The following is a 23,501-nucleotide window of genomic DNA, read 5'->3' as shown; positions in this document are numbered from 1 at the left end:
CGTGTCCAGGGAAAGAGGTGGACGTCAGGGGCTTCGGTCGGACAGCCTGACCTGCGTGCCGACTCCTTCCCTTGCCTCTTTGCCCATCCGCCGTCTGACGCTCCGCGATCTCGCCGCCTGCGCCGACTTGTCCGAGGACCGGGGGTGGCCACGGGAGGAGCACAAGTGGGGCTTCCTCCTCACGGCCGGGAAGGGCTACGGCATCGACGACCCCGACGGCGGCCTCGTGAGCGCCTGTGTCGTGACCGAGTACGGACCTCATGAGCGCCCCGCCCTCGCGGCAATCGGCATGGTCCTCGTCGCCGAACGGCACACCCGACAGGGCGTGGGACGTCGACTGATGCGTCACGTCGTCTCCGCTATGGGCACCACGCCCCTCACCCTGCATGCGACGCCGAACGGCCGACCCCTCTACGAGGAACTCGGCTTCAAGGTCACCGGCCGGGCGGAGATGGTGTGCGGTCGTTTCACTCCTGGCGGGCCGCGACCGGCGGTTGCCACCCGTGCCGCGACCGCCGAGGACCTCTCCGCGATCCTCCGGCTCGACGAGCAGGCCTTCGGGACCGACCGCACCCATATCGTCACCCGACTGCCGGCCTTCGCCGACCAGTTGCGCGTGGCGGAGGGGAACGGGCGGATCATCGGATACGCCGCTGCCTGGCCCAACATGGATACCCATGTCGTCGGTCCGCTCATCGCGCGTGACACGTCGGTGGCCCAGGCCCTCATCGCCTCACTCGCCGCCCACACCGACCGTCCCCTGCGCACCGACATCGACGTACGCCACACAGAGCTGCTCGCGTGGGCGAAGGAGCACGGTCTGGCGTCCGTTGCCTTCAACTCCGTGATGACCTACGGGATCACCGAACTGCCCGGGGACTGGAGCCGTCGATTCGCCCCGGTCACGGTCGCGGCGGGCTGACGGGCCCCTTCAACGAGACGCCGGTTCCTCTGAGGTTCGGGGAACCGGCGTCTCGTTGAAGGGGCCCGGTCAGGCGAGGGCCTCCACGGCGGCCGTGGCGAAGGCGTGGTCCTGCTCCGGCGCACCGCCGCCGACACCGATCGCGCCGATCAGCCGGCCGTCGCGGTGCACCGGCACGCCACCGGCGATGAACAGCAGCGGCCGGTCGAGCGCGGTGGGCAGGGTGTGGAAGAGGCCTCCGGGCTGCACGGCGTCGACGAGGTCGGCGGTGGGTGTGTTCAGCTGGAGAGCCGTGTACGCCTTGCGGGTGCTGGTCTCGCCGGAGATCAGCACGGCACGGTCGTCACGCCGGAAGGCGAGCAGATGACCACCCGCGTCCAGGACGGTGACGCTGACGGTGACACCTGCGGCCTCGGCGGCACGCCGGGCGGCGGTGACGAGGACGTCGGCGTCCTGGGTGGTCAGGGGGGCGACTGCGGTGATAGGGCTCATGAGGGGTTCTCCCAGGAAATGTGCGGATCGTGCTGATCGGGGTCGAGGGAAGGCGGTGAGCCTGGTCGGCCTCGCTGGCTCAGTGGTGGACGGCGGTCCGCTGCTCGGTCGGCGCGGATCCCGTGACGACGGTGCTGGGAGCACCGGCGCGGCGTTCCAGGGCGGCTGAGAGGAAGGCCAGGACCAGGGCCCCCGCGGCCAGGGCGGCACCGACCCAGTTGGGGGCGGTGTAGCCGAAGCCCGCCGCGATGACGAGGCCGCCGAGCCAGGCGGACAGAGCGTTGCCGAGGTTGAAGGCACCGATGTTCACAGCGGAGGCGAGCGTGGGGGCGCCGTGCGCCTGATCGAGGACGCGCTTCTGGAGCGGCGGGATGGTGGCGAAACCCAGGGCGCCGATCAGAGCGATCGTGACGGTCGACAGCAGCTTGTCGTGCGCCGTGAGGGTGAACAGCGCCAGGACGACGGCCAGGGCACCCAGGGACACGTACAGCATGGGCATCAGGGCGCGGTCGGCGAACTTGCCGCCCACGAGGTTGCCGCCGACCATGCCGAGGCCGAAGAGGACCAGCAGCCAGGTGACGGAGCCGTCGGCGAAGCCCGCCGTGTGGGTCATCATCGGAGCGATGTAGGTGATGGCCGCGAAAACGCCGCCGAAGCCGAGGACGGTCATCGCCATCGCGAGCAGCACCTGCACGTTCTTGAAGGCGGCGAGCTCGTGCCGCAGGCGCACCCCCTCCGGCTTGGGCATGTCGGGGACCAGCCGGGCGATGCCGGCCAGGCCGACGAAGCCGAGGGCGGCGACGATCCCGAAGGTCACCCGCCAGCCGACGGACTGCCCGACGAGCGTGCCCAGCGGGACACCGACGACGTTGGCGACGGTCAGGCCGGTGAACATCATCGCGATGGCTCCGGCCTTCTTGTCCGGGGCGACGAGATCGGCCGCGACGACCGAGCCGATACCGAAGAAGGCGCCATGGGCCAGCGAGGCGACGATCCGGCCGATCAGCATGACGGCGAAGGCGGGAGCGAGTGCCGAGAGCAGGTTGCCGACGATGAACAGGCCCATCAGCAGCATCAGCATCCGCTTGCGGGAGATCTTGGTGCCCAGCACGGTCATCAGCGGGGCGCCGAACATGACACCGAGCGCATAACCGGTCACCAGATACCCGGCGGTGGGAATGGAGACCCCGTAGTCGCCCGCGACCTCGGGAAGCAAGCCCATGATCACGAACTCGGTCGTTCCGATTCCGAAGGCCCCGATCGCGAGGGCCAGAAGCGCGAGAGGCATGGAGGAGTACACCTTCCCAGACGATTGCAGGAGCGCTTTGCGTGCGTCCACAATAGTTGCACACGCGGGCTATAGGCAATCGCTGTCAATTGCGGACCTGCTCTATCCTGGATGTCAGCCGCTCCGGGACGGAGGAAACGCCAATGACAGCGACGGACCCCGCGCTCACCGCTCTCGCCCAGAGCTGGTGCGCCCTCTCCCTGCTGCACGGGAGAATCGAGGCGCACATCGAGCGCGCCCTGCAGGCCAAGCACGACCTGAGCGCGCGTGAGTACTCCCTGCTCGACGTGCTCAGCCGGCAGCACGACGGGGATGGAGGGCATCTCCAGATGAAGCAGGTCGCCGACGCGGTCGTCCTCAGCCAGAGCGCCACCACGCGACTGGTCACCCGGCTCGAGGACCGCGGTCTCCTCGAGCGCTACCTCTGCCCCACCGACCGCCGGGGCATCTACACGAACGTCACCGAGGCGGGCCTCAAGCTGCTCGAAGAGGCCCGGCCGACCAACGACGCGGCCCTGCGTGAGGCCCTCGACGAGGCTGCGAAGAACCCCGAGCTGGCCCCGCTCGTGCGGGTCGTGGAGACGCTGAAGGCTCCGGTGCCCGCCTGAGCGGGACTCTGCACAGGGCGTCTCTGCGTAGGGTGCGGTCATGGGAGATCTTGAGATACGTGCTGCCGTCGCGGACGACGTCCCGGCGATCGTCGCCATGCTCGCGGACGACCCCCTGGGCGCCCAGCGTGAGTCGCCTGACGACCTCACCCCGTACCTGACCGCACTGGAACGGCTCAGCGCCGACCCCAATCAGCGCCTGGTCGTGGCGGTCCGGGAAGGCCGCGTCGTCGGGACGCTCCAGCTCACGATCATTCCCGGGCTGTCCCGACGCGGTGCCACCAGGTCGATCATCGAAGGCGTACGCATCCATGCCGATGAGCGCGGCAGCGGCCTGGGGACACAGCTCATCGAGTGGGCGATCGACGAATCCCGGAACCTGGGCTGCCAATTGGTCCAGCTGACCTCCGACAACACCCGCACTGACGCCCACCGCTTCTACGAGCGACTCGGCTTCACGGCCTCCCACACGGGCTTCAAGCTCCCGCTGTGACCGGATGCGAGTGGGCGCCCTGTTTCACGTGAAACAGGGCGCCCACTCATGTCACCGCCTATCCGATGCCGCGCCACCCCTCGGGATCGACCCCGCCCGGCACTGGGGCCGCCTCGTCGTACGGCTGTCGCGTGAACACGAACGAGCCGAGGTCCAGATGGCTCACGGACCCGTCCGGCCGCCGTACGGCCTTCAGCAGCTCTCCGGCGTAGTAACCCTCCAGCCCGGTCCAGGTGCCGTCGCCGTTCGGGCGGAACCGCGAGCGTCGCCCGTTGCCGGACAGCGGCTCCAGCGAGGCGAGCCCGTCGGCCGTGAGCCGCAGGGCGAAGGCGTACGTTCCCCAGTACCACTGGCCCGTCAGCTCCAGCATCGACGGGTCGACGTCACGCAGTGGCCTCCACGGGGCGGGGATGCGCGGCTCCGCCTCGGCGACGATACGGACGAGGTCGGCGGAGACGCCGGACACCAGTGGGCCCGAGGTGCAGTTGGCCAGCACGACAGCCGCCACGCCGTCCTCCACGCTGATGCTCACACTCGCCAGGAAACCCGGCAGGGATCCGCTGTGCCCCACGAGCAGCCGGCCGTGCCGACGCTGAATCTGCATACCGAGGCCGTAGGCGTCACCGGACATCACGTCCGCAGCTTCCGCCGGCGCCGCCGGAGTCCGCATTTCCCGCAGGGACTCTGCACTCAGCACCCTCTCGTCGCCCTTCACCAGGAAGGCCGCGAACCGGGCCAGGTCGGCCGTGGTCGACCAGAGTTGTCCGGCGGGTGCCATACGACCGAGGTCCTCGGCGGGCTCGGGCAGCAGCACATCGGCCCAAGGGTGCACGGCCCAGCCACCCGCGTGCGGGGCCTGTGGTCGCACGCCCGTCCGGTCGAGCCCCAGCGGTTCGAGCACTTCACGCCGTAGTGCCTCCTCCCAGGAGGTCCCCCGCAGCTCCTCCACGAGTGCGCCCAGCAACGTGTAGCCGGGGTTCGAGTAGTGGTGCCGCCGGCCGACGGGGTGCAGAAGAGGCTGCTCGCCGAGCACGTCGGACAGTTCCGGCCGCAGGGATCCGGACGTGCGCTCCCACCACGGGCCGGGCGACTCGGCAGCCAGCCCGCCCGTGTGGGCGAGCAGTTCGGCGATCGTGGCCTCCCCCGCGCCGGTACCCGGCACGTACTTCTCCAGTGGATCCCCGAGCCCGAGCAGCCCCTCGTCCCGCAGGCGCATCACGAGAACGGCGGTGAAGGTCTTGGTGACCGAGCCGATGCGGTACTGGACGTTTTCGTCCGGCTCTTCCCCGTCCACCGATGTCCGCGCACCGTGCCACACCGCCCGGCCGTCCCGGACGACGGCCGCGACCAGCGACGGCGCCCGCCCCTCGGCCTGTGCCACGGCAATCCGGTGCAGCAGCGCACGACTCGTTGTGGGGAGCAGCTCTTCCTGAGGTGTCGTCATGGCCCAAGTCCACCTGGCCCGGGCCGGCGAGTCGACCTCATTTCGCCGTCGGCACCGGATCAGGTCTGCGCCATGTCCACAAACCGCGAGTAGTGACCCTGGAAGGCCACCGTGATCGTCGCCGTCGGACCATTTCGGTGCTTGGCCACGATCAGGTCGGCCTCGCCCGCGCGCGGCGACTCCTTCTCATAGGCGTCCTCGCGGTGCAGCAGGATGACCATGTCGGCGTCCTGCTCGATGGAACCGGACTCACGCAGGTCGGAGACCATCGGCTTCTTGTCCGTGCGCTGCTCGGGACCACGGTTCAGCTGGGAGAGCGCGATGACCGGGATCTCCAGCTCCTTGGCCAGCAGCTTGAGGTTACGGGACATGTCCGAGACCTCCTGCTGACGGCTCTCGGCCCGCTTGGAACCTCCGGACTGCATCAGCTGGAGGTAGTCGATGACCACCAGCCGGAGGTCGTTGCGCTGCTTGAGGCGGCGGCACTTGGCCCGGATCTCCATCATCGACAGGTTCGGGGAGTCGTCGATGTAGAGCGGGGCCGCCGAGACGTCCGGCATCCGCCGGGCCAGGCGCGTCCAGTCCTCGTCCGTCATCGTGCCGGACCGCATGTGGTGCAGGGCGACCCGCGCCTCGGCGGACAGCAGACGCATCGCGATCTCGTTGCGCCCCATTTCGAGCGAGAAGATCACACTCGGCAGGTTGTTCTTGATCGAGGCGGCCCGCGCGAAGTCCAGCGCGAGCGTCGACTTACCCATGGCGGGACGCGCGGCGATGACGATCATCTGGCCCGGGTGAAGCCCGTTGGTGAGCGAGTCGAAGTCTGTGAACCCCGTGGGCACGCCGGTCATCTCGCCGCTGCGCGAGCCGATCGCCTCGATCTCGTCGAGCGCGCCCTCCATGATGTCGCCGAGCGGCAGGTAGTCCTCGCTGGTGCGCTGCTCGGTGACCGCATAGACCTCCGCCTGGGCGCGGTTGACGATCTCGTCGACGTCGTCGTCGGCCGCGTATCCCATCTGCGTGATGCGCGTACCCGCCTCGACCAGGCGACGCAGTACGGCCCGCTCGTGGACGATCTCCGCGTAGTAGGCGGCGTTGGCGGCCGTGGGCACCGTCTGGACGAGGGTGTGCAGGTACGAGGCCCCGCCGACCTTGTTGATCTCGCCCCGTTTGGTGAGCTCGGCGGCGATCGTGATGGGGTCGGCCGGCTCGCCCTTGGCGTAGACGTCGAGGACGGCCTGGTAGATCGTCTCGTGGGCCGGCTTGTAGAAGTCGTGGCCCTTGAGGATCTCGACGACGTCGGCGATGGCGTCCTTGGAGAGCAGCATGCCGCCGAGGACGGACTGCTCGGCCTCGATGTCCTGCGGCGGGACCCGCTCGAACGCCGGGGCGGCGCCACCGTCCCACGCACCGTTGTCCCTGCCGCGCTCGTGTTGTTCGTCGCGGCCCCGGGCTCCGTCGCCACGGCGGCGGGAGGCGGGCAGACGATCACTGGGACCGCTGTCGGCCCACGGGTCGTCCAAGGGCTCGGAAATGCTCACCGAGCCACCTCCTCCCGTCCGCCGCAGCAGACCTCGCCGTGCCCCTCTGTTCTACGGCACGGCACTGACAAATGAGACGCCCAACTCCGGTTGGTCAACGCCGGTTTTGTGACGTTTTAAAAACCGGCAGACGGAGCGGGCGCCGGACCACGTTAGGCCTCTCGGCACCGTCAGCCAATCTGGTTATCCACAGGCCATGTGGACGACGGCCCAGATGCTGTGGAGAACTCCTCAAAACCTGTGCACGACCCGGTGGACAGGCCTGTGAACAAGCTTCCAGCCGTCACGAAGAGAGGACCCTGACCTGCGATTTTGCCGTCCACCGGCTGTGCAGAAGAAAAACTTCCCCAACCGGCGCAAGATCGCTTCGAACGGTGCACAGAAGTGCGCACCCCTGGACGGAAAGTAAGGGACGCAAAGCCTTTGCATCTCTTACCTGTGGACGATTAGATTGGTGCACATGACACAGGCCCCCGCGCGCCGCAGAACCGGCCGGAGACAGCACGACCGAGAGATCGTCGCTCTGGCCGTGCCGGCCTTCGGCTCCCTCGTCGCCGAGCCCCTCTTCCTCATGGCCGACACCGCCATCGTGGGCCATCTGGGTACGGCTCAACTCGCCGGCCTCGGCGTCGCCTCGGCCCTGTTGATGACCGCCGTCAGTGTCTTCGTCTTCCTCGCCTACGCCACGACAGCGGCGGTCGCCCGCCGCGTCGGCGCGGGTGATCTCCAGGCCGCCATCCGCCAGGGCATGGACGGCATCTGGCTGGCCCTGCTCCTCGGCGCTGCCGTCGTCGCCGTCGTCCTGCCGACGGCGTCCGGCATCGTGGACCTCTTCGGCGCTTCGGACGCGGCAGCTCCCTATGCGACCACGTACCTGCGCATCTCCACGCTCGGCATACCAGCCATGCTCGTCGTCCTCGCCGCGACCGGCGTGCTGCGCGGCCTCCAGGACACCAAAACGCCTCTCTATGTGGCCATCGCCGGCTTCGTCGCCAACGGCGCCCTCAACGCAGGGCTCGTCTACGGCGCCGACCTGGGGATCGCCGGCTCCGCCTGGGGAACCGTCATCGCCCAGTGGGGCATGGCCGTGGTCTACCTCGCCGTGGTCCTGCGCGGGGCGCGCAAGCACGGTGCCTCGCTGCGCCCGGACGCCGCCGGGATCAGGGCCTCCGCACAGGCTGGTGTTCCCCTGCTGGTTCGCACCCTCTCCCTGCGGGCGATCCTGATGATCGCCACGGCGGTCGCCGCTCGTCTCGGGGACGCCGACATCGCCGCACACCAGATCATCCTGTCCCTGTGGAGCCTGCTCGCCTTTGCCCTCGACGCCATCGCCATCGCGGGACAAGCCATCATCGGGCGCTATCTCGGAGCCGGTGACGCACAGGGGGCCCGCGAGGCATGCCGTCGCATGGTCGAGTGGGGGATCGCCGTCGGAATCGTCCTCGGCATTCTGGTCGTCATCACCCGACCGGCATTCCTGCCCCTGTTCACCAGTGACTCGGCGGTCAAGGACGCAGCGCTGCCCGCCCTGCTCATCGTCGCCCTCTCACAGCCGATCTCGGGCATCGTCTTCGTCCTGGACGGAGTCTTGATGGGCGCCGGCGACGGTCCCTACCTGGCCTGGGCGATGCTGATCACTCTGGCGGTCTTCACCCCGGTCGCCCTGCTGGTACCGGTACTGGGCGGTGGGCTCACCGCCCTCTGGGCCACCATGACGCTGATGATGACCGTGCGGATGCTGACGCTGTGGCTCCGGACCCGCTCGGGCCGCTGGATCGTGACGGGCGCGACCCGCTGACGGCCGGCCTCGGCCGTTGCTGACTGTTTCACGTGAAACATCGTGTTTCACGTGAAACGACGATGGCGCCGAAACGACGATGGGGCCGCACCCCGAAGGGTGCGGCCCCATCGCTCACTGCTTCAGCGAGCGCGGAACTCAGGCCGCGACGACCTCGATGTTGACCTTGGCGGCAACCTCGGGGTGCAGACGCACGGACGTCTCGTGAGCGCCCAGCGTCTTGATCGGCGAGCCCAGCTCGATGCGGCGCTTGTCGACCTCGGGGCCACCGGAAGCCTTGATCGCGGAAGCGATGTCGGCCGGGGTGACGGAACCGAAGAGACGACCGGCGTCGCCGGAGCGGACAGCCAGGCGGACCTTGACGCCCTCGAGCTGGGCCTTCACCTGGTTGGCCTGCTCGATGGTCTGGATCTCGTGGATCTTGCGAGCACGACGGATCTGCTCGACGTCCTTCTCGCCACCCTTGGTCCAGCGGATAGCGAACTTCCGCGGGATCAGGTAGTTGCGAGCGTAACCGTCCTTGACGTCGACGACGTCGCCCGCGGCACCGAGGCCGGAGACCTCGTGGGTGAGGATGATCTTCATGTGTCGGTCACCCTTCCCTTATCGCGCGGTGGAGGTGTAGGGCAGCAGCGCCATCTCACGGCTGTTCTTCACGGCCGTGGCGACGTCACGCTGGTGCTGCGTGCAGTTGCCGGTCACGCGGCGGGCACGGATCTTGCCGCGGTCGGAAATGAACTTCCGCAGCATGTTCGTGTCCTTGTAGTCCACGTACGTGACCTTGTCCTTGCAGAATGCGCAGACCTTCTTCTTCGGCTTGCGCACAGGCGGCTTCGCCATGGTGTATCTCCTGTGTGATCAAGAAGTTGGGGTGCGAACCCGCCCTAGAAGGGGGGCTCGTCCGAGTAGCCGCCGCCCTGCTGGCCGCCGCCGGAGCCACCGCCCCAGCCGCCGCCACCGCCCTGGTTGCCACCGGCGGGAGCGCCGGTCGCCCACGGGTCGTCGGCGGGAGCGCCGCCGCCCTGCTGGCCGCCACCGGGGCCGCCGCCCCAGCCGCCGCCACCCTGGCCGCCACCGCCACCGCCGCCGTAGCCGCCCTGGCCACCGCGGCCGGTGGTCTTGGTGACCTTGGCCGTGGCGTTGCGCAGGCTGGCGCCGACTTCCTCGACGTCCAGCTCGTAGACCGTGCGCTTGACGCCCTCACGGTCCTCGTAGGACCGCTGCTTCAGCCGGCCCTGCACGATGACGCGCATGCCTCGCTGGAGCGACTCCGCGACGTTCTCCGCCGCCTGACGCCAGACCGAGCAGGTCAGGAACAGGCTCTCGCCGTCCTTCCACTCGTTCGTCTGGCGGTCGAAGGTGCGGGGAGTGGACGCGACACGGAACTTCGCGACGGCCGCACCGGAGGGGGTGAAGCGCAGCTCGGGGTCGTCGACAAGATTGCCGACCACCGTGATGACGGTCTCGCCTGCCATGGGGGAACCTCTCGGCGGGTTTGCTCTGGCTGCTTGCTACTCGAATCCCGGAATCAGCTGAGCGGGAGAGCTCAGTGGGTCTCGGGACGGAGGACCTTGGTCCGGAGGACCGACTCGTTCAGGTTCATCTGGCGGTCGAGCTCCTTGACGACCGCAGGCTCAGCCTGAAGGTCGATGACCGAGTAGATGCCCTCGGGCTTCTTCTTGATCTCGTACGCGAGACGACGACGGCCCCAGGTGTCGACCTTCTCGACCTTTCCGCCGCCGTCACGGACGACAGAGAGGAAGTTCTCGATCAGCGGGGAGACAGCGCGCTCCTCGACGTCGGGGTCGAGGATGACCATCACCTCGTAGTGACGCATGTGGAACCCACCTCCTTTGGACTCAGCGGCCACGGTCGTTCCGTGGCAGGAGGGTTGTGATGCGTAGCAACGGTATCGGCCACCACTGACAGTCGGGGGTTCCGTCGAGAAGCCCCTGTCGTGACATGGGCAGACACCGGTGCGGACGGTACAGACTACCCGCACAGTGGCTTGCGGTTGAAATCCGGCCGCGAGGGCAGCCAATCTGTACACATCGGGTGTGTATGGCGCTACGATGCGCCGACTTTCGCAGGAGGTGCCCTATGGCACAGGCATTGCGACCCAACACCGCCGGCGGCCTCTTCGCCACGGACGGCAAGCCCCACCCCCTCCAGGACGCCCTGCTCGCGGTGACCCTGGTGCTGGGCATCACGTCGTTCATCACGGCACTCGTCGACGAGGACCTGCATCTCCTCAGCTCCTGGACCGGCCTCGTGGGCATCCTCACGGGTGCGTACGGCCAGTGGATCTCGGAGACGACCCGGGAGCGCTTCGGCCTGATCCTGGGCCTGGGCGCATCGGGCGTCGGGTTCTTCCTGGGCATGGCGCACGGCGGTCTCATCGGCTGACGCCAGGACACTCCTGCTCCTGAACACCACTCACGCCCCGGCCGGCCTCGGGCCGGGGGGAAGGTCCCGTACGCCCAACCGGCGCGCATCCAAGGCGCAGTAGGCTTCGCGCGAGAGCCGGAGCCCCTGACCCCATGGGGACACACCAGCCCGAGGAGCGCCCCGAAATGAGCCTGACCCTGAGGACCATCAGTCGAGAGCAGCATCTGGCCTACATCCAGAGCCTGCCGTCGGCGAGCCACATGCAGGTCCCGGCCTGGGCTGACGTCAAGGCGGAGTGGCGCTCCGAGAACCTCGGATGGTTCGACGACAGGACGGGCGAGCTGGTCGGTGCCGGTCTGGTCCTCTACCGGCAGCTTCCCAAGATCAAGCGCTATCTCGCCTATCTGCCCGAGGGCCCGGTCATCAACTGGTTCGCGCCGAATCTCCAGGACTGGATCGAGCCGATGCTGGCGCACCTGAAGCAGCAGGGCGCCTTCTCGGTGAAGATGGGCCCGCCGGTGGTCATCCGGCGCTGGGACGCCACCTCGATCAAGCAGGGCATCCAGAACCCCGACGTGAAGCGGCTGCGCGACATCGAGGCCGACCACATCGAGCCGCGTGCCTTCGAGGTCGCCGACAAACTGCGCCGCATGGGGTGGCAGCAGGGCGAGGACGGCGGCGCCGGCTTCGGCGACGTCCAGCCCCGCTACGTCTTCCAGGTGCCGCTGGCCAACCGCTCCCTGGAAGAGGTCCACAAGAACTTCAACCAGCTGTGGCGCCGCAACATCAAGAAGGCCGAGAAGGCCGGCGTCGAGGTCGTCCAGGGCGGCTACCAGGACCTCGAGGAATGGCAGCGGCTGTACGAGATCACGGCCGTGCGCGACCACTTCCGGCCGCGCCCGCTGTCGTACTTCCAGCGCATGTGGACGGCCCTCAACACCGAGGACCCCAACCGTATGCGGCTGTACTTCGCCCGGCACAACGGCGTGAACCTGTCGGCGGCGACCATGCTGATCGTCGGCGGGCACGTCTGGTACTCCTACGGCGCCTCCGACAACATCGGCCGCGAGGTCCGGCCCTCGAACGCGATGCAGTGGCGGATGCTGCGCGACGCCTACGCGCTCGGCGCCACCGTCTACGACCTGCGCGGTATCTCCGACTCGCTGGACGAAACCGACCACCTCTTCGGTCTGATCCAGTTCAAGGTGGGCACGGGCGGCCAGGCCGCCGAGTACCTCGGCGAGTGGGACTTCCCGCTGAACAAGCTGCTGCACAAGGCGCTCGACATCTACATGTCGCGCCGCTGATGTCACGTTCAGTGCTTCTATACCTCTGACACACGGCAACCACTGACACACGGCAACCACGAGAAAGGTTCCAGGTCCGGCCATGGCGCTCACGCTCTACGTCGACACCGCGCGCTGGCGGGCGCACCACAAGCACGTGCAGGAGCAGTTCCCCGGCCTCGTGCCGGTCTGCAAGGGCAACGGCTACGGCTTCGGGCACGAGCGGCTGGCGGAGGAGGCCACGCGACTGGGCTCGGACGTCCTCGCCGTCGGCACGACGTACGAGGCCGCCCGGATCAAGGACTGGTTCGGCGGTGACCTGCTGGTGCTGACGCCGTACCGGCGCGGCGAGGAGCCCGTGCCCCTGCCGGACCGGGTCATCCGCTCCGTGTCGTCGATAGACGGCGTGTACGGCCTCGTCGGTGCCCGTGTGGTGATCGAGGTGATGTCCTCGATGAAGCGGCACGGCATCGGCGAGCAGGACCTGCCCCAACTGCACGCCGCCATCGAGAACATCCGCCTGGAAGGCTTCGCGATCCATCTGCCGCTGGACCGCACCGACGGCTCGGACGCGGTCGAGGAAGTCATCGGCTGGATGGACCGGCTGCGCGCGGCCCGGCTGCCTCTGCACACCATGTTCGTCAGCCACCTCAAGGCCGAGGAACTCATCCGGCTCCAGCAGCAGTTCCCGCAGACCCGGTTCCGTGCCCGCATCGGCACGCGGCTGTGGCTTGGGGACCACGAGGCCACCGAGTACCGCGGCGCGGTCCTGGACGTCACGCGCGTGGCCAAGGGCGAGCGCTTCGGCTACCGGCAGCAGAAGGCCGCCTCCGACGGCTTCCTGGTGGTCGTGGCGGGCGGTACGTCGCACGGGGTGGGCCTGGAGGCCCCCAAGGCGCTGCACGGCGTCATGCCGCGGGCCAAGGGCGTCGCCCGGGCCGGCCTCGCGACGGTCAACCGGAACCTTTCTCCGTTCGTCTGGGGCGGCAAGCAGCGCTGGTTCGCCGAGCCGCCGCACATGCAGGTCTCGATCCTGTTCGTGCCCGCGGACGCGCCGGAGCCGAAGGTGGGCGAGGAACTGGTGGCCCATCTGCGGCACACGACCACGCAGTTCGACCGGATCGTGGACCGCTGACCGGCGAACACACTCACCGGCCCAGCACAGCAAGAAGGCCGTACACGGTTTCCCGTGTACGGCCTTTCGCATCGTTCGCTCAGAGTGAACCGTCCGCGCCCTGCCTGCCCCACTCGACCTGTGGCCCGTCGAACTGAGCAGCCGCGTGCCGGGCGGGCCGGGCCGCGGGACCGAGGACGAAGACGTCCTTCGCGCCGTCGAGCACTCCGCCCGAGGGATCGTCGTCCCCGGACCGGCGAACGGGATCCCGCTCCGGCATGAAGATGTCGCGCACGATCATGACGCACAAGTACAGCGTGCCCAGCAGGTGCAGGCCGATGGCCCAGTGGTAGCCGTCGGTGGGCAGGCCCTTGTGGGCGTCTCCGCTGGTCGTGTACGCGAGGTACATCCAGATCCCCAGGAAGTACGCCACCTCGCAGGCCTGCCAGATCAGGAAGTCCCGCCACTTCGGCCGGGCCAGGGCGGCCAGGGGCACCAGCCACAGGACGTACTGCGGCGAGTAGACCTTGTTGGTGAGGATGAACGCCGCGACGATCAGGAAGGCGAGCTGGGCGAACCGCGGGCGGCGCGGTGCGGTCAGCGCGAGCACGGCGACACCCGCGCAGCACACCAGCATCAGCAGCGTGGCGAGCGTGTTGACGGTGTCGGTGCTGAGCGGGCTGTCCGAGTTCTGGGCCATGATCAGCCAGAAGGAGCCGAAGTCGACGCCCCGCTCCTGGCTGAACGTGTAGAACTTCGACCAGCCCTCGAACGCGAAGAGCATCACCGGCCCGTTCACGACGACCCAGGCGACGATCGCACCGCCCAGCGCCGTCCCGAACGCACGCCACTTGCCGGCGCGCCAGCACAGCACCAGCAGCGGCCCGAGGATCAGGAAGGGATAGAGCTTGGCGGCCGTGGCGAGTCCCAGGAGGACGCCGAAGGCGAGGGAGCGGCCGCGCGACCACATCAGCATCGCCGCGGCCGTCAGGGCGACCGCCAGCAGGTCCCAGTTGATGGTCGCCGTCAGGGCGAAGGCAGGTGCCAGGGCGACCAGCAGGCCGTCCCAGGGGCGCCGGGCGTGGGTGCGGGTCACGCAGACGGCGATGACCGACGCGCACACCATCAGCATCCCGGCGTTGACCATCCAGTACCACTGCTCCTGGTCCTGGATGGTGCCGCTGCCGGGCGTGAGCCAGGAGGCGACCTCCATGAAGACACCGGTGAGCACCGGGTACTCCAGGTACTGCATGTCGCCGGGGAGCTTGTCGAAGTACGGCACGAGCCCGTCGGCGAAGCCGCGCCCCTGGTAGAGGTGCGGGATGTCCGAGTAGCACGCGTGCGTGTACTGGGAGCTGGCACCGAAGAACCAGGCGCCGTTGTAGCAGGGTGCCTTCTGGACCAGACCGAGGGCGAACATGCCGATCGCCACCAGCGCGATCACCCGTACGGGAGTCCACCATGACGCCCCGAGCAGGGCACGCCGCCCGAGCGGGCCGCCGATCAGCTCGCTGCCGGCCGCGGCGACCTTGTCCTCCTGGGTCGGCCGCACCGGGTCCGGCTCGTGGACGCTCGCTTGCGTCGATTCTGCACTGGCCATGCCGCACATCCTGCCGTACGCGTCCATCAATACGCCGAGGGCCGCCGCACCGGGTAGGTGCGGCGGCCCGTGTTTCACGTGAAACGTCTTCGCGTTTCACGTGAAACACCCATGCCGGGCGATCAGCCGGCTATCCGGCGGGGCCTCCGAAGATGCCGCCGTTGCCGTTGCCTCTGGTGTTGCCACCGTTCTCGCTCGTATCGCTCGGCGAGGGAGAGGGCGACACCTCTCCGCCTGTACCGCCGCCGTTCTCCGTACCTCCGTCGTCTTCACACCCGAAGAATCCACAGGTGTCGCTCGGCGAGGGCGACGGAAGCGTCGGCGTCTCGCTGGGCGTGGCGCTCGGCGACTCGGTCACCGTCTCGCTGGGCTCCACGCTCGGGGTCGGGGTCGGCGACGGGGCGCCCACCTCGTGCTGGATATCGCCGATCTTCTCGGCCTCCGGGAAGCCGAGGTCGGGCTTGCCCTTCAGCGCGGCCTTCATGTACTCGGTCCACACCTGGGTGGGGGTGTCACCACCATGGATGGACTCCTCACCCGCCGTGCCGTTCATGGAGAGCAGCTTGGCGCTCTTGGGATCCTCACGGAACATCGCGACCGAGGTCGACAGCTGCTGGGTGTAGCCGACGAACCAGGCCGACTTGTTCTCGTCCGTGGTACCGGTCTTACCGGCCGCCGTACGGCCCAGGGCCAGGGCGTTCTTACCCGTACCGTTCTGGATGACGTTCTCCAGGACGTCCGTGACGTTGTTGGCCACGTTCTCCGGCATCGCCTGCGTGATGCGCGGCTTGTCGAAGCCTTCGACTTCCTGCCCGTTGAACTTGACGCTGGTCACCGAGTACGGGGAGGCCTGCTTGCCGGCGGCGGCGAACGTCGCGTAGGCGTCGGCCATACGGATCGCGCTGGGAGTCGACGTACCGAGCGCGAACGACGGGTTGAGGGTGGCGAAACTGGCGTCCAGAATGCCGGACTTCTCGGCCACGTCCCGCACGTTCCTCATCCCCACGTCCATACCGAGCTGGACGAACGGGGTGTTGACGGACTGCTCCATCGCCTTGCGCAAGGTGATGTAGCCCCAGGGGTGGTCGCTCTCGTTCTCCTGGAAGAACGGTGTGTTGTCCTTCTTCAGGACGTAGGAGCCGTCGTTGTTCCTGACCTTGAGGTGGTCGTTGCCGTTGTACTTGCTCAGCGGCGAGAGGGGACCGTCGCTCCGGTAGGTGCCGTGCTCCATGGCGGCGGCGAGCACGAACGGCTTCCACGTCGAACCGACGGGGACACCCGAGGTGTCCGCGTTGTTGTTGAAGTGGCCGTTCTCGTACCCCGCGCCACCGTAGAGCGCGACGATCGCACCGTCCTTGGGCTTCACCGACGCCGCACCGAACTGGACGTGCTTGTCCAGCTCACGCTTCTCCGGGTTCAGTTTTTCCTTCTCGACCTTCTTCACGGCCTTGGCCAGCGCCTCGACCTTGGACTTCTCGAAGGTCGTCCTGATCTGGTAGCCGCCCTGGTCGAACTGCTTCTCCGTGATGTTGGAGTGGTTCAGGACGTACTTCTTGGCGGTGTCCGCCAGGTAGCCGATCTGGCCGCTCATGCCCTTGGTCGCCTTGCGGCCCTGGGGCATGGGGTACTTCTTGATCGCCTTCTGGTACTCGGCGTCCGAGAGCTTGTTGTCGTTGTGCATCTGCTCGAGGATCCAGCCCCAGCGCTCCCTGGACCGCTTCTCGTTGGCCTGGGCACTCGCCGAGGAGTCGAGGCTCTCGTTGCCCGCGGGGTCGTAGTACGTGGGGCCCTTGAGCAGGGCGGCGAGGAAGGCGCACTCGCTCGGCTCGAGCTTGACCGCGTCCTTGCCGTAGTACGTCTGGGCGGCGGCCTGGATGCCGTAGGCGCCGCGGCCGTAGTAGGAGGTGTTCAGGTACCCCTGGAGGATCTCGTCCTTGGTGAGCTTGGTGCCCACCTTGATCGAGATGAACATTTCCTTGAACTTACGGGTGAGCGTCTGGTCCTGGCTCAGGTAGGTGTTCTTGACGAACTGCTGGGTGATCGTCGAACCACCCTGCGTGTCACCGCCCCGGGCCATGTTCGCCAGCGCACGGGCGATACCCATCGGGTCGACACCCGAGTCCTGGTAGAAGCTCTTGTTCTCGGCCGAGATCACCGCCTGCTGCATGGCCTTGGGGATCCGGTCGATCGTGACGTTCTGCCGGTTCTGGCCGCTGCCCGTCGCGACCATCTGCTGGCCGTTGGACCAGTAGTAGACGTTGTTCTGCGACAGGGCTGCCGCGTTCTCCTCGTTGGGGACGCCCACCATGGCGTACCCGATGCCCGCCACGGCCACCAGGCTGCCGAAGAAGCCGATGCACAGACCGGAGACGAGCTTCCAGGACGGCAGCCAGCGCTGCCAGCCGTACTTGCCGGCCCGCGGATAGTCGATCAGCCGCTTCTTGTCGGAATAGGCAGCCGCGCGCCCTCTGCCTCGCCCGGGCCCGGCCGGCCCGCCGGGAGCGGCGCGCCGGCCGCCACGGGCCGGTTCGGCCGCTCTGCGTCGGCCGCCTCCGGTACTTCTCTGCGCCGCACGACGGGCCTCGGCACGGCCGCCGTACGGACGCTCCTCACCCCCCGAGCCGTAGGAGTCCGACCCATAGGAGTCGGACGGAGACCCGGTGGCGCCTCGCGGGGCCGCGCGGCGACCGGGGGACGAACCGGACTGGCCGCGTCGGGCCGCGGCACGTCCGCCTCCCTGCGGCTGCGGCGGTTTGCGACGGTGCTCGCTCATCGAACGACTACTCCTCGGGCAGGCGCACCCCTGCGCGCCTGGAAACGGCGGCTGGTTTCCGGTCCCCCCGAAGTACGGATGCGGTCGGCTCCGCATTCATCGGTCCCGCATGCACCCGTACTACACCGAAGACGACGACGCTCTCAGGCGTCTCTTGGTTCCCGGTGATGTGCATGGCGCACAGACTACGCACCGCCAAAACCTGCCGAGGCCTGAAGTTCACCTCAAATCAGGCAACTCGCGTCCGATGAATCGGTGATGTGATCCCGTTCACCGCACCCCCTCTTGTCGCATCCGGAAGGCCGTTCTATCGTCATGATGTATCGAGTCGATACATCAGCGCGACACATCGGCCCGAGACATCAGGTACCGCGGCAGAGAGGAGGCGACCATGAGCCGGCGTTCCGGGATCCTCGAGTTCGCCGTACTCGGCCTGCTCCGCGAATCTCCGATGCATGGCTATGAGCTGCGCAAACGACTCAATACCTCACTGGGTGTGTTCCGTGCGTTCAGCTACGGGACGCTGTACCCCTGCCTCAAAACGCTGGTCGCCAACGGCTGGCTGATCGAGGAGCCGGGGAACGACACCGAGGCCGCTCCCCTCACTGGCCGCCGCGCCAAGATCGTCTACCGGTTGACGGCGGAGGGTAAGGAGCACTTCGAGCAGCTGCTCTCCCAGACCGGGCCCGAGGCGTACGAGGACGAGACATTCGCCGCCCGTTTCGCCTTCTTCGGGCAAACCTCACGCGATGTGCGCATGCGCGTGCTGGAGGGCCGCCGCAGCCGGCTGGAGGAGCGCCTGGAGAAGATGCGCCTCTCCCTGGCCCGGACCCGGGAGCGCCTCGACGACTACACGCTTGAGCTCCAGCGCCACGGGATGGAGTCCGTGGAGCGCGAAGTGCGCTGGCTGAACGAGCTCATCGAGAGCGAGCGGGCGGGGCGGGACCTGAAGGGTTCCACCCCGGGGGAGCCCGGTTCGCGTGACACCACATCTGGAGCGTCGGGCGGCCTGCCCCGGCCGGGGAACGACCCCCGTCCGGATACGCCCGGCGACACCGCCACGTGAGAGCCCGCCCAAGGGCCTCACTCGTACACACAGGGAGCAACCGGAATGGGTTCGGTTCGCGTAGCCATCGTCGGTGTGGGCAACTGCGCCGCATCGCTGGTGCAGGGAGTCGAGTACTACAAGGACGCCGACCCGGCGGCCAAGGTGCCGGGCCTGATGCACGTCCAGTTCGGCGACTACCACGTCCGCGACGTCGAGTTCGTCGCCGCGTTCGACGTGGACGCCAAGAAGGTCGGCCTCGACCTGGCGGACGCCATCGGCGCCTCCGAGAACAACACCATCAAGATCTGCGACGTACCCAGCACCGGTGTGACGGTCCAGCGCGGCCACACGCTCGACGGCCTCGGCAAGTACTACCGGGAGACCATCGAGGAGTCCGCCGAGGAGCCGGTCGACGTCGTCCAGGTCCTCAAGGACAAGCAGGTCGACGTCCTCGTCTGCTACCTGCCCGTCGGCTCCGAGGACGCGGCGAAGTTCTACGCCCAGTGCGCCATCGACGCCAAGGTCGCCTTCGTCAACGCCCTTCCGGTCTTCATCGCCGGCACCAAGGAGTGGGCCGACAAGTTCACCGAGGCGGGCGTCCCGATCGTCGGCGACGACATCAAGTCCCAGGTCGGCGCCACCATCACGCACCGCGTCATGGCAAAGCTGTTCGAGGACCGGGGCGTCATCCTGGACCGCACGATGCAGCTGAACGTCGGCGGCAACATGGACTTCAAGAACATGCTCGAGCGCGACCGCCTCGAGTCGAAGAAGATCTCCAAGACGCAGGCCGTCACCTCGCAGATCCGCGACCGCGACCTGGGTGCGGACAACGTCCACATCGGCCCGTCCGACTACGTCGCCTGGCTGGACGACCGCAAGTGGGCCTACGTCCGCCTCGAAGGCCGCGCCTTCGGTGACGTCCCGCTGAGCCTGGAGTACAAGCTGGAGGTCTGGGACTCCCCGAACTCCGCCGGCGTCATCATCGACGCCCTGCGCGCCGCGAAGATCGCCAAGGACCGCGGCATCGGCGGCCCCGTGCTCTCCGCGTCGAGCTACTTCATGAAGTCCCCGCCCGTCCAGTACTACGACGACGAGGCCCGCGAGAACGTCGAGAAGTTCATCAAGGGTGACGTCGAGCGCTGAGACGCCGCAACCAGTCGCTCCTGCCAGGGCTGTGAGGGTCCCCGGGTCGTACGACCCGGGGACCCTCTCCCGTATGTGAGGCTGTGCCCCATGGCCGTCGTCCGTGACCTGCGTGTCCTGTTGCGCTTCCAGGGCTTCAGGCGCCTGCTCGGCGTGCGCCTGCTCTCCCAGGGCGCCGACGGCGTCTACCAGGTCGCGCTAGCCGCATATGTGGTCTTCTCGCCTGAGAAGCAGACCTCGGCTGCCGGGGTCGCCTCCGCCATGGCGGTGCTGCTGCTCCCGTACTCCCTCGTCGGCCCTTTCGCCGGTGTCCTGCTGGACCGCTGGCAGCGCCGCCAGGTCCTGCTGTACGGCAGCCTGCTGCGCGCGGTGCTGGCTTCCGCCACGGCCCTGCTGATACTCAGTCCCGCTCCGGACTGGCTCTTCTACGTCTCCGCCCTGTGCGTCACCGCCGTCAACCGTTTCGTCCTCGCCGGCCTGTCCGCCGCTCTGCCCCGCGTGGTCGACGCCGAGCGCCTCGTCATCGCAAACTCCCTCTCCCCGACCGCCGGAACACTGGCGGCGACCGCGGGCGGCGGGCTCGCCTTCGTCGTCCGCCTGGTGGTGGCGGACTCCGACGCCGCCGTGGTGCTCGTGGGAGCCGTGCTGTATCTGTGCGCCGCCGTGGCATCGCTCAGCATGGCGCGGGAACTCCTCGGCCCCGACCGGACATTGGTGCGCGAGCACATCGCGACGGCTCTCACGGGCACCGCTCGCGACCTGGCGGCGGGCGTACGTCACCTGGCCGCGCCGCAGCGCCGGCAAGCGACCTGGGCGCTCGCGGCCATGGCACTGATGCGCTTCTGCTACGGCGCGCTGCTGGTGATGCTGCTGATGCTCTGCCGGTACGCGCTCACCACGACCACGGACGACGGACTCGCCCTGCTGGGCCTGGCGTTGGGCGTCTCCGGCGCCGGCTTCTTCGCCGCGGCCGTGGTGACGCCCTGGGCCGCGGGACGGCTCGGGCCGGGACGCTGGATCGTCGTGTGCGCGGGGGCCGCCGCGCTGCTGGAGCCTGCTCTCGGACTGCCGTTCGCCGCTGCCCCTCTGCTGGCCGCGGCCTTCGTCCTGGGGCTGACCACCCAAGGCGCGAAGATCGCCACCGACACGATCGTCCAGTCCTCCGTCGAGGACGGCTTCCGTGGCCGGATCTTCTCGGTCTACGACGTCCTCTTCAACGTCGCTTTCGTCGGCGCCGCCGCCGTTGCCGCCCTGGTGCTGCCGCCGGACGGCCGATCCGTGCCGCTGGTGATCACGATCGCCGTTATCTACGCGGCAGTAGCTGTGACTATGGGCCGGTTTGGACGCCAGTAAGTGTCACATCAATGACACAGAGCCACATTCGGCTACTGCGGCGTCAGTGGACACCGATAACTTACGTGGGTCTTATCTCGCGACATGTTCGCGTCACTCAACCATGTTCTAGGGGGACCCCAAGTGACTACTCCGCCGCCCCAGGGCAACCCGTTCGCACAGGGCCAGCCCGCGGGTCAGCCCCAGGCCCCGTACCCGCCGCAGGGCGGCTACCCCCAGCAGCCCGGTCAGCCCGGCTTCCCGTCCCAGGGTGCGGGTCCCTACGCTCCGGTTCCGCCGCAGCCGACCGGCCGCAAGCTCAGCTTCAAGACCATCAAGAACATCGCCATCGTCATCGCGGTGGCCGGCATTGCCATCGGCGGCTACATAACCAGCCGGGACGACGCCAAGACGGCGGCCGTCGGCGACTGCATGCACCGTGGCAGCACCAACGACGACAACCCGGACCTCGAAGTCGTCGAGTGCAGCGATGCGAAGGCTCAGTACGTGGTGCTGGCCAAGATCGAGGGCGCGTACCTCACGCAGACCCTGGCGTCGAGCAAGTGCGAGTCCGAGGCCAAGGACTTCCAGTACACGTACACCGAGAGCGGCGACGGCAAGGACTTCCTGCTCTGCCTGAAGGACAAGAAGTAAGGCAGACATGCGAGGGGCGGTGTTTCACGTGAAACACCGCCCCTCGGCTCGTCTCCCGGGGTCATGTTTCACGTGAAACATGACCCCGTTTCACGGCCTCAGCCCTCCTGCTCGGCCCACCACTCCTTGAGTGCGGCCACCGCGGAGTCGTGCTCCATCGGCCCGTTCTCCAGGCGCAGCTCCAGCATGTGCTTGTACGCGCGGCCGATGACCGGACCGGGACCGACGCCGAGGATCTCCATGATCTGGTTGCCGTCGAGGTCGGGACGGATCGAGTCCAGCTCCTCCTGTTCCTGAAGCTTGGCGATCCGCTCCTCCAGACCGTCGTAGGCGCGCGACAGGGCTGCCGCCTTGCGCTTGTTGCGCGTGGTGCAGTCCGAGCGGGTCAGCTTGTGGAGACGGTCGAGGAGCGGACCGGCGTCACGGACGTAGCGGCGGACCGCCGAGTCCGTCCACTCGCCGGTGCCATAGCCGTGGAACCGCAGGTGGAGTTCGACCAGACGTGAGACGTCCTTCACCAGCTCGTTGGAGTACTTCAGCGCCGTCATGCGCTTCTTGGTCATCTTCGCCCCGACCACCTCGTGGTGGTGGAACGAGACCCGTCCGTCCTTCTCGAAGCGGCGGGTACGGGGCTTGCCGATGTCGTGCAGCAGGGCCGCCAGGCGGAGGGTCAGGTCGGGACCGTCGTCCTCCAGCGCCATCGCCTGTTCCAGGACGATCAGCGTGTGGTCGTAGACATCCTTGTGCCGGTGGTGCTCGTCACGCTCCAGGCGCAGGGCCGGCAGCTCGGGCAGCACCCGGTCGGCGAGGCCCGTCTCGACGAGCAGCGACAGGCCCTTGCGCGGGTACGGCGAAAGGATCAGCTTGTTCAGCTCATCCCGCACCCGCTCGGCGGAGACGATCTCGATACGTCCAGCCATCTCCTTCATCGCCGCAACGACCTCGGGAGCGACCTCGAAGTCGAGCTGAGCCGCGAAGCGCGCGGCCCGCATCATCCGGAGCGGATCGTCGGAGAAGGACTCCTCCGGGGTGCCAGGAGTGCGCAGCACACGCGACGCGAGGTCCTCGAGCCCGCCGTGCGGATCGATGAATTCCTTCTCCGGTAGCGCGACGGCCATCGCGTTCACCGTGAAGTCACGGCGGACCAGATCCTCGTCGATGGAGTCTCCGTACGACACCTCGGGCTTGCGCGAGGTCCGGTCGTACGCCTCCGACCGATAGGTGGTCACCTCGATCTGAAAGCGTCGATCAGCGTCCCCGACGCGGGCATCCTTCTGCGCTCCGACCGTACCGAAGGCGATTCCGACCTCCCAGACGGCGTCCGCCCACGGGCGCACGATCTTGAGTACGTCCTGGGGGCGGGCGTCGGTCGTGAAGTCCAGATCGTTGCCGAGCCGGCCCAGCAGCGCGTCCCGGACCGATCCGCCGACCAGGGCGAGTGAGAACCCGGCCTCCTGGAAGCGGCGGGCGAGGTCGTCGGCGACAGGAGCGATCCGCAGCAGTTCAGTCACCGCGCGGTGCTGCACCTGACTCAGGGCACTGGGCGTTTCTTCGTTGGCGTTCGGCACAACAGA

At 68.1% G+C, this 23,501-nt stretch carries 22 protein-coding genes; 11 read left to right on the top strand and 11 right to left on the bottom strand.

Annotated elements, in window-relative coordinates:
* Positions 1-55 precede the first annotated feature (55 nt).
* Positions 56-922, top strand: coding sequence for a GNAT family N-acetyltransferase (locus MQE23_RS22650; protein WP_037667934.1), 867 nt, complete (start codon positions 56-58; stop codon positions 920-922).
* A gap of 69 nt (positions 923-991) precedes the next feature.
* Here the strand turns inward: MQE23_RS22650 and MQE23_RS22645 are convergent, their stop codons facing one another.
* Positions 992-1,414: a heme-binding protein gene (locus MQE23_RS22645; protein WP_243380071.1), complete on the bottom strand. Its 423-nt coding sequence runs from the start codon at positions 1,412-1,414 to the stop codon at positions 992-994.
* 79 nt (positions 1,415-1,493) lie between these two features.
* A complete protein-coding gene (locus tag MQE23_RS22640) occupies positions 1,494-2,702 on the bottom strand; it encodes an MFS transporter (protein WP_243380070.1) in 1,209 nt (402 codons plus the stop codon).
* Positions 2,703-2,845: 143 nt separating this feature from the next.
* Between MQE23_RS22640 and MQE23_RS22635 the strand changes: the two genes are divergently transcribed.
* Positions 2,846-3,310: a MarR family transcriptional regulator gene (locus tag MQE23_RS22635; protein WP_020271185.1), complete on the top strand. Its 465-nt coding sequence runs from the start codon at positions 2,846-2,848 to the stop codon at positions 3,308-3,310.
* A 40-nt stretch (positions 3,311-3,350) separates the two neighbouring features.
* A complete protein-coding gene (locus tag MQE23_RS22630) occupies positions 3,351-3,803 on the top strand; it encodes a GNAT family N-acetyltransferase (RefSeq protein WP_020271186.1) in 453 nt (150 codons plus the stop codon).
* Positions 3,804-3,861: 58 nt separating this feature from the next.
* Here the strand turns inward: MQE23_RS22630 and MQE23_RS22625 are convergent, their stop codons facing one another.
* Together MQE23_RS22625 and dnaB are read right to left on the bottom strand one after the other, a co-directional pair.
* Positions 3,862-5,247, bottom strand: coding sequence for a serine hydrolase domain-containing protein (locus tag MQE23_RS22625; protein ID WP_020271187.1), 1,386 nt, complete (start codon positions 5,245-5,247; stop codon positions 3,862-3,864).
* A gap of 59 nt (positions 5,248-5,306) precedes the next feature.
* Positions 5,307-6,788: a replicative DNA helicase gene (dnaB, locus tag MQE23_RS22620; protein ID WP_243380069.1), complete on the bottom strand. Its 1,482-nt coding sequence runs from the start codon at positions 6,786-6,788 to the stop codon at positions 5,307-5,309.
* A gap of 451 nt (positions 6,789-7,239) precedes the next feature.
* Between dnaB and MQE23_RS22615 the strand changes: the two genes are divergently transcribed.
* Positions 7,240-8,586 carry an MATE family efflux transporter gene (locus tag MQE23_RS22615; protein WP_243380068.1) on the top strand — a complete coding sequence of 449 codons (1,347 nt, stop codon included), beginning with the start codon at positions 7,240-7,242 and terminating at the stop codon, positions 8,584-8,586.
* A gap of 138 nt (positions 8,587-8,724) precedes the next feature.
* On the opposite strand, the gene rplI is transcribed toward MQE23_RS22615, so the two are convergent.
* The 4 genes from rplI to rpsF form a co-directional block, all read right to left on the bottom strand.
* Positions 8,725-9,171, bottom strand: a complete 447-nt coding sequence (gene rplI / locus MQE23_RS22610) for a 50S ribosomal protein L9 (RefSeq protein WP_010032778.1) — start codon at positions 9,169-9,171, stop codon at positions 8,725-8,727.
* Between the two features lie 18 nt (positions 9,172-9,189).
* A complete protein-coding gene (gene rpsR / locus MQE23_RS22605) occupies positions 9,190-9,426 on the bottom strand; it encodes a 30S ribosomal protein S18 (protein WP_003949403.1) in 237 nt (78 codons plus the stop codon).
* A gap of 44 nt (positions 9,427-9,470) precedes the next feature.
* Positions 9,471-10,061 (bottom strand): single-stranded DNA-binding protein, encoded by a 591-nt coding sequence (locus MQE23_RS22600; protein ID WP_010032761.1) that lies wholly within the window; start codon positions 10,059-10,061, stop codon positions 9,471-9,473.
* A 71-nt stretch (positions 10,062-10,132) separates the two neighbouring features.
* Positions 10,133-10,423 carry a 30S ribosomal protein S6 gene (gene rpsF / locus MQE23_RS22595; protein ID WP_003991486.1) on the bottom strand — a complete coding sequence of 97 codons (291 nt, stop codon included), beginning with the start codon at positions 10,421-10,423 and terminating at the stop codon, positions 10,133-10,135.
* Between the two features lie 263 nt (positions 10,424-10,686).
* Here rpsF and MQE23_RS22590 point away from each other — a divergent pair, with 263 nt between their 5' ends.
* From MQE23_RS22590 to MQE23_RS22580, 3 genes are all read left to right on the top strand, one after another.
* A complete protein-coding gene (locus tag MQE23_RS22590) occupies positions 10,687-10,992 on the top strand; it encodes a hypothetical protein (protein WP_037675476.1) in 306 nt (101 codons plus the stop codon).
* Between the two features lie 167 nt (positions 10,993-11,159).
* A complete protein-coding gene (gene femX / locus MQE23_RS22585) occupies positions 11,160-12,281 on the top strand; it encodes a peptidoglycan bridge formation glycyltransferase FemX (RefSeq protein WP_020277982.1) in 1,122 nt (373 codons plus the stop codon).
* Positions 12,282-12,363: 82 nt separating this feature from the next.
* Entirely contained in the window at positions 12,364-13,395 is a 1,032-nt protein-coding gene (locus MQE23_RS22580) for an alanine racemase (protein ID WP_020277983.1), read from the top strand.
* A 79-nt stretch (positions 13,396-13,474) separates the two neighbouring features.
* On the opposite strand, the gene MQE23_RS22575 is transcribed toward MQE23_RS22580, so the two are convergent.
* Positions 13,475-14,983, bottom strand: a complete 1,509-nt coding sequence (locus MQE23_RS22575) for a glycosyltransferase 87 family protein (protein WP_037675482.1) — start codon at positions 14,981-14,983, stop codon at positions 13,475-13,477.
* Between the two features lie 121 nt (positions 14,984-15,104).
* Positions 15,105-17,747 (bottom strand): transglycosylase domain-containing protein, encoded by a 2,643-nt coding sequence (locus MQE23_RS22570; RefSeq protein ID WP_243380067.1) that lies wholly within the window; start codon positions 17,745-17,747, stop codon positions 15,105-15,107.
* A 391-nt stretch (positions 17,748-18,138) separates the two neighbouring features.
* On the opposite strand from MQE23_RS22570, the gene MQE23_RS22565 reads away from it, so the two are divergent.
* The 4 genes from MQE23_RS22565 to MQE23_RS22550 all read left to right on the top strand — a co-directional run bounded on the left by MQE23_RS22565 (position 18,139) and on the right by MQE23_RS22550 (position 21,927).
* Positions 18,139-18,813, top strand: a complete 675-nt coding sequence (locus MQE23_RS22565) for a PadR family transcriptional regulator (RefSeq protein WP_243380066.1) — start codon at positions 18,139-18,141, stop codon at positions 18,811-18,813.
* A 45-nt stretch (positions 18,814-18,858) separates the two neighbouring features.
* A complete protein-coding gene (locus MQE23_RS22560; protein ID WP_020273072.1) occupies positions 18,859-19,941 on the top strand; it encodes an inositol-3-phosphate synthase in 1,083 nt (360 codons plus the stop codon).
* Between the two features lie 90 nt (positions 19,942-20,031).
* On the top strand, positions 20,032-21,294 hold the full coding sequence (locus MQE23_RS22555; protein WP_020273073.1) for an MFS transporter: 1,263 nt from the start codon (positions 20,032-20,034) through the stop codon (positions 21,292-21,294).
* A 123-nt stretch (positions 21,295-21,417) separates the two neighbouring features.
* Entirely contained in the window at positions 21,418-21,927 is a 510-nt protein-coding gene (locus MQE23_RS22550) for a hypothetical protein (RefSeq protein WP_243380065.1), read from the top strand.
* 98 nt (positions 21,928-22,025) lie between these two features.
* On the opposite strand, the gene MQE23_RS22545 is transcribed toward MQE23_RS22550, so the two are convergent.
* Positions 22,026-23,495, bottom strand: coding sequence for a CCA tRNA nucleotidyltransferase (locus MQE23_RS22545; RefSeq protein WP_037669605.1), 1,470 nt, complete (start codon positions 23,493-23,495; stop codon positions 22,026-22,028).
* Positions 23,496-23,501 lie beyond the last annotated feature (6 nt).

The organism is Streptomyces sp. HP-A2021 (genome assembly GCF_022807935.1).
Classification (GTDB): Bacteria; Actinomycetota; Actinomycetes; order Streptomycetales; family Streptomycetaceae; genus Streptomyces; species Streptomyces afghaniensis.
This window is presented reverse-complemented; position numbering and strand designations above follow the sequence as displayed.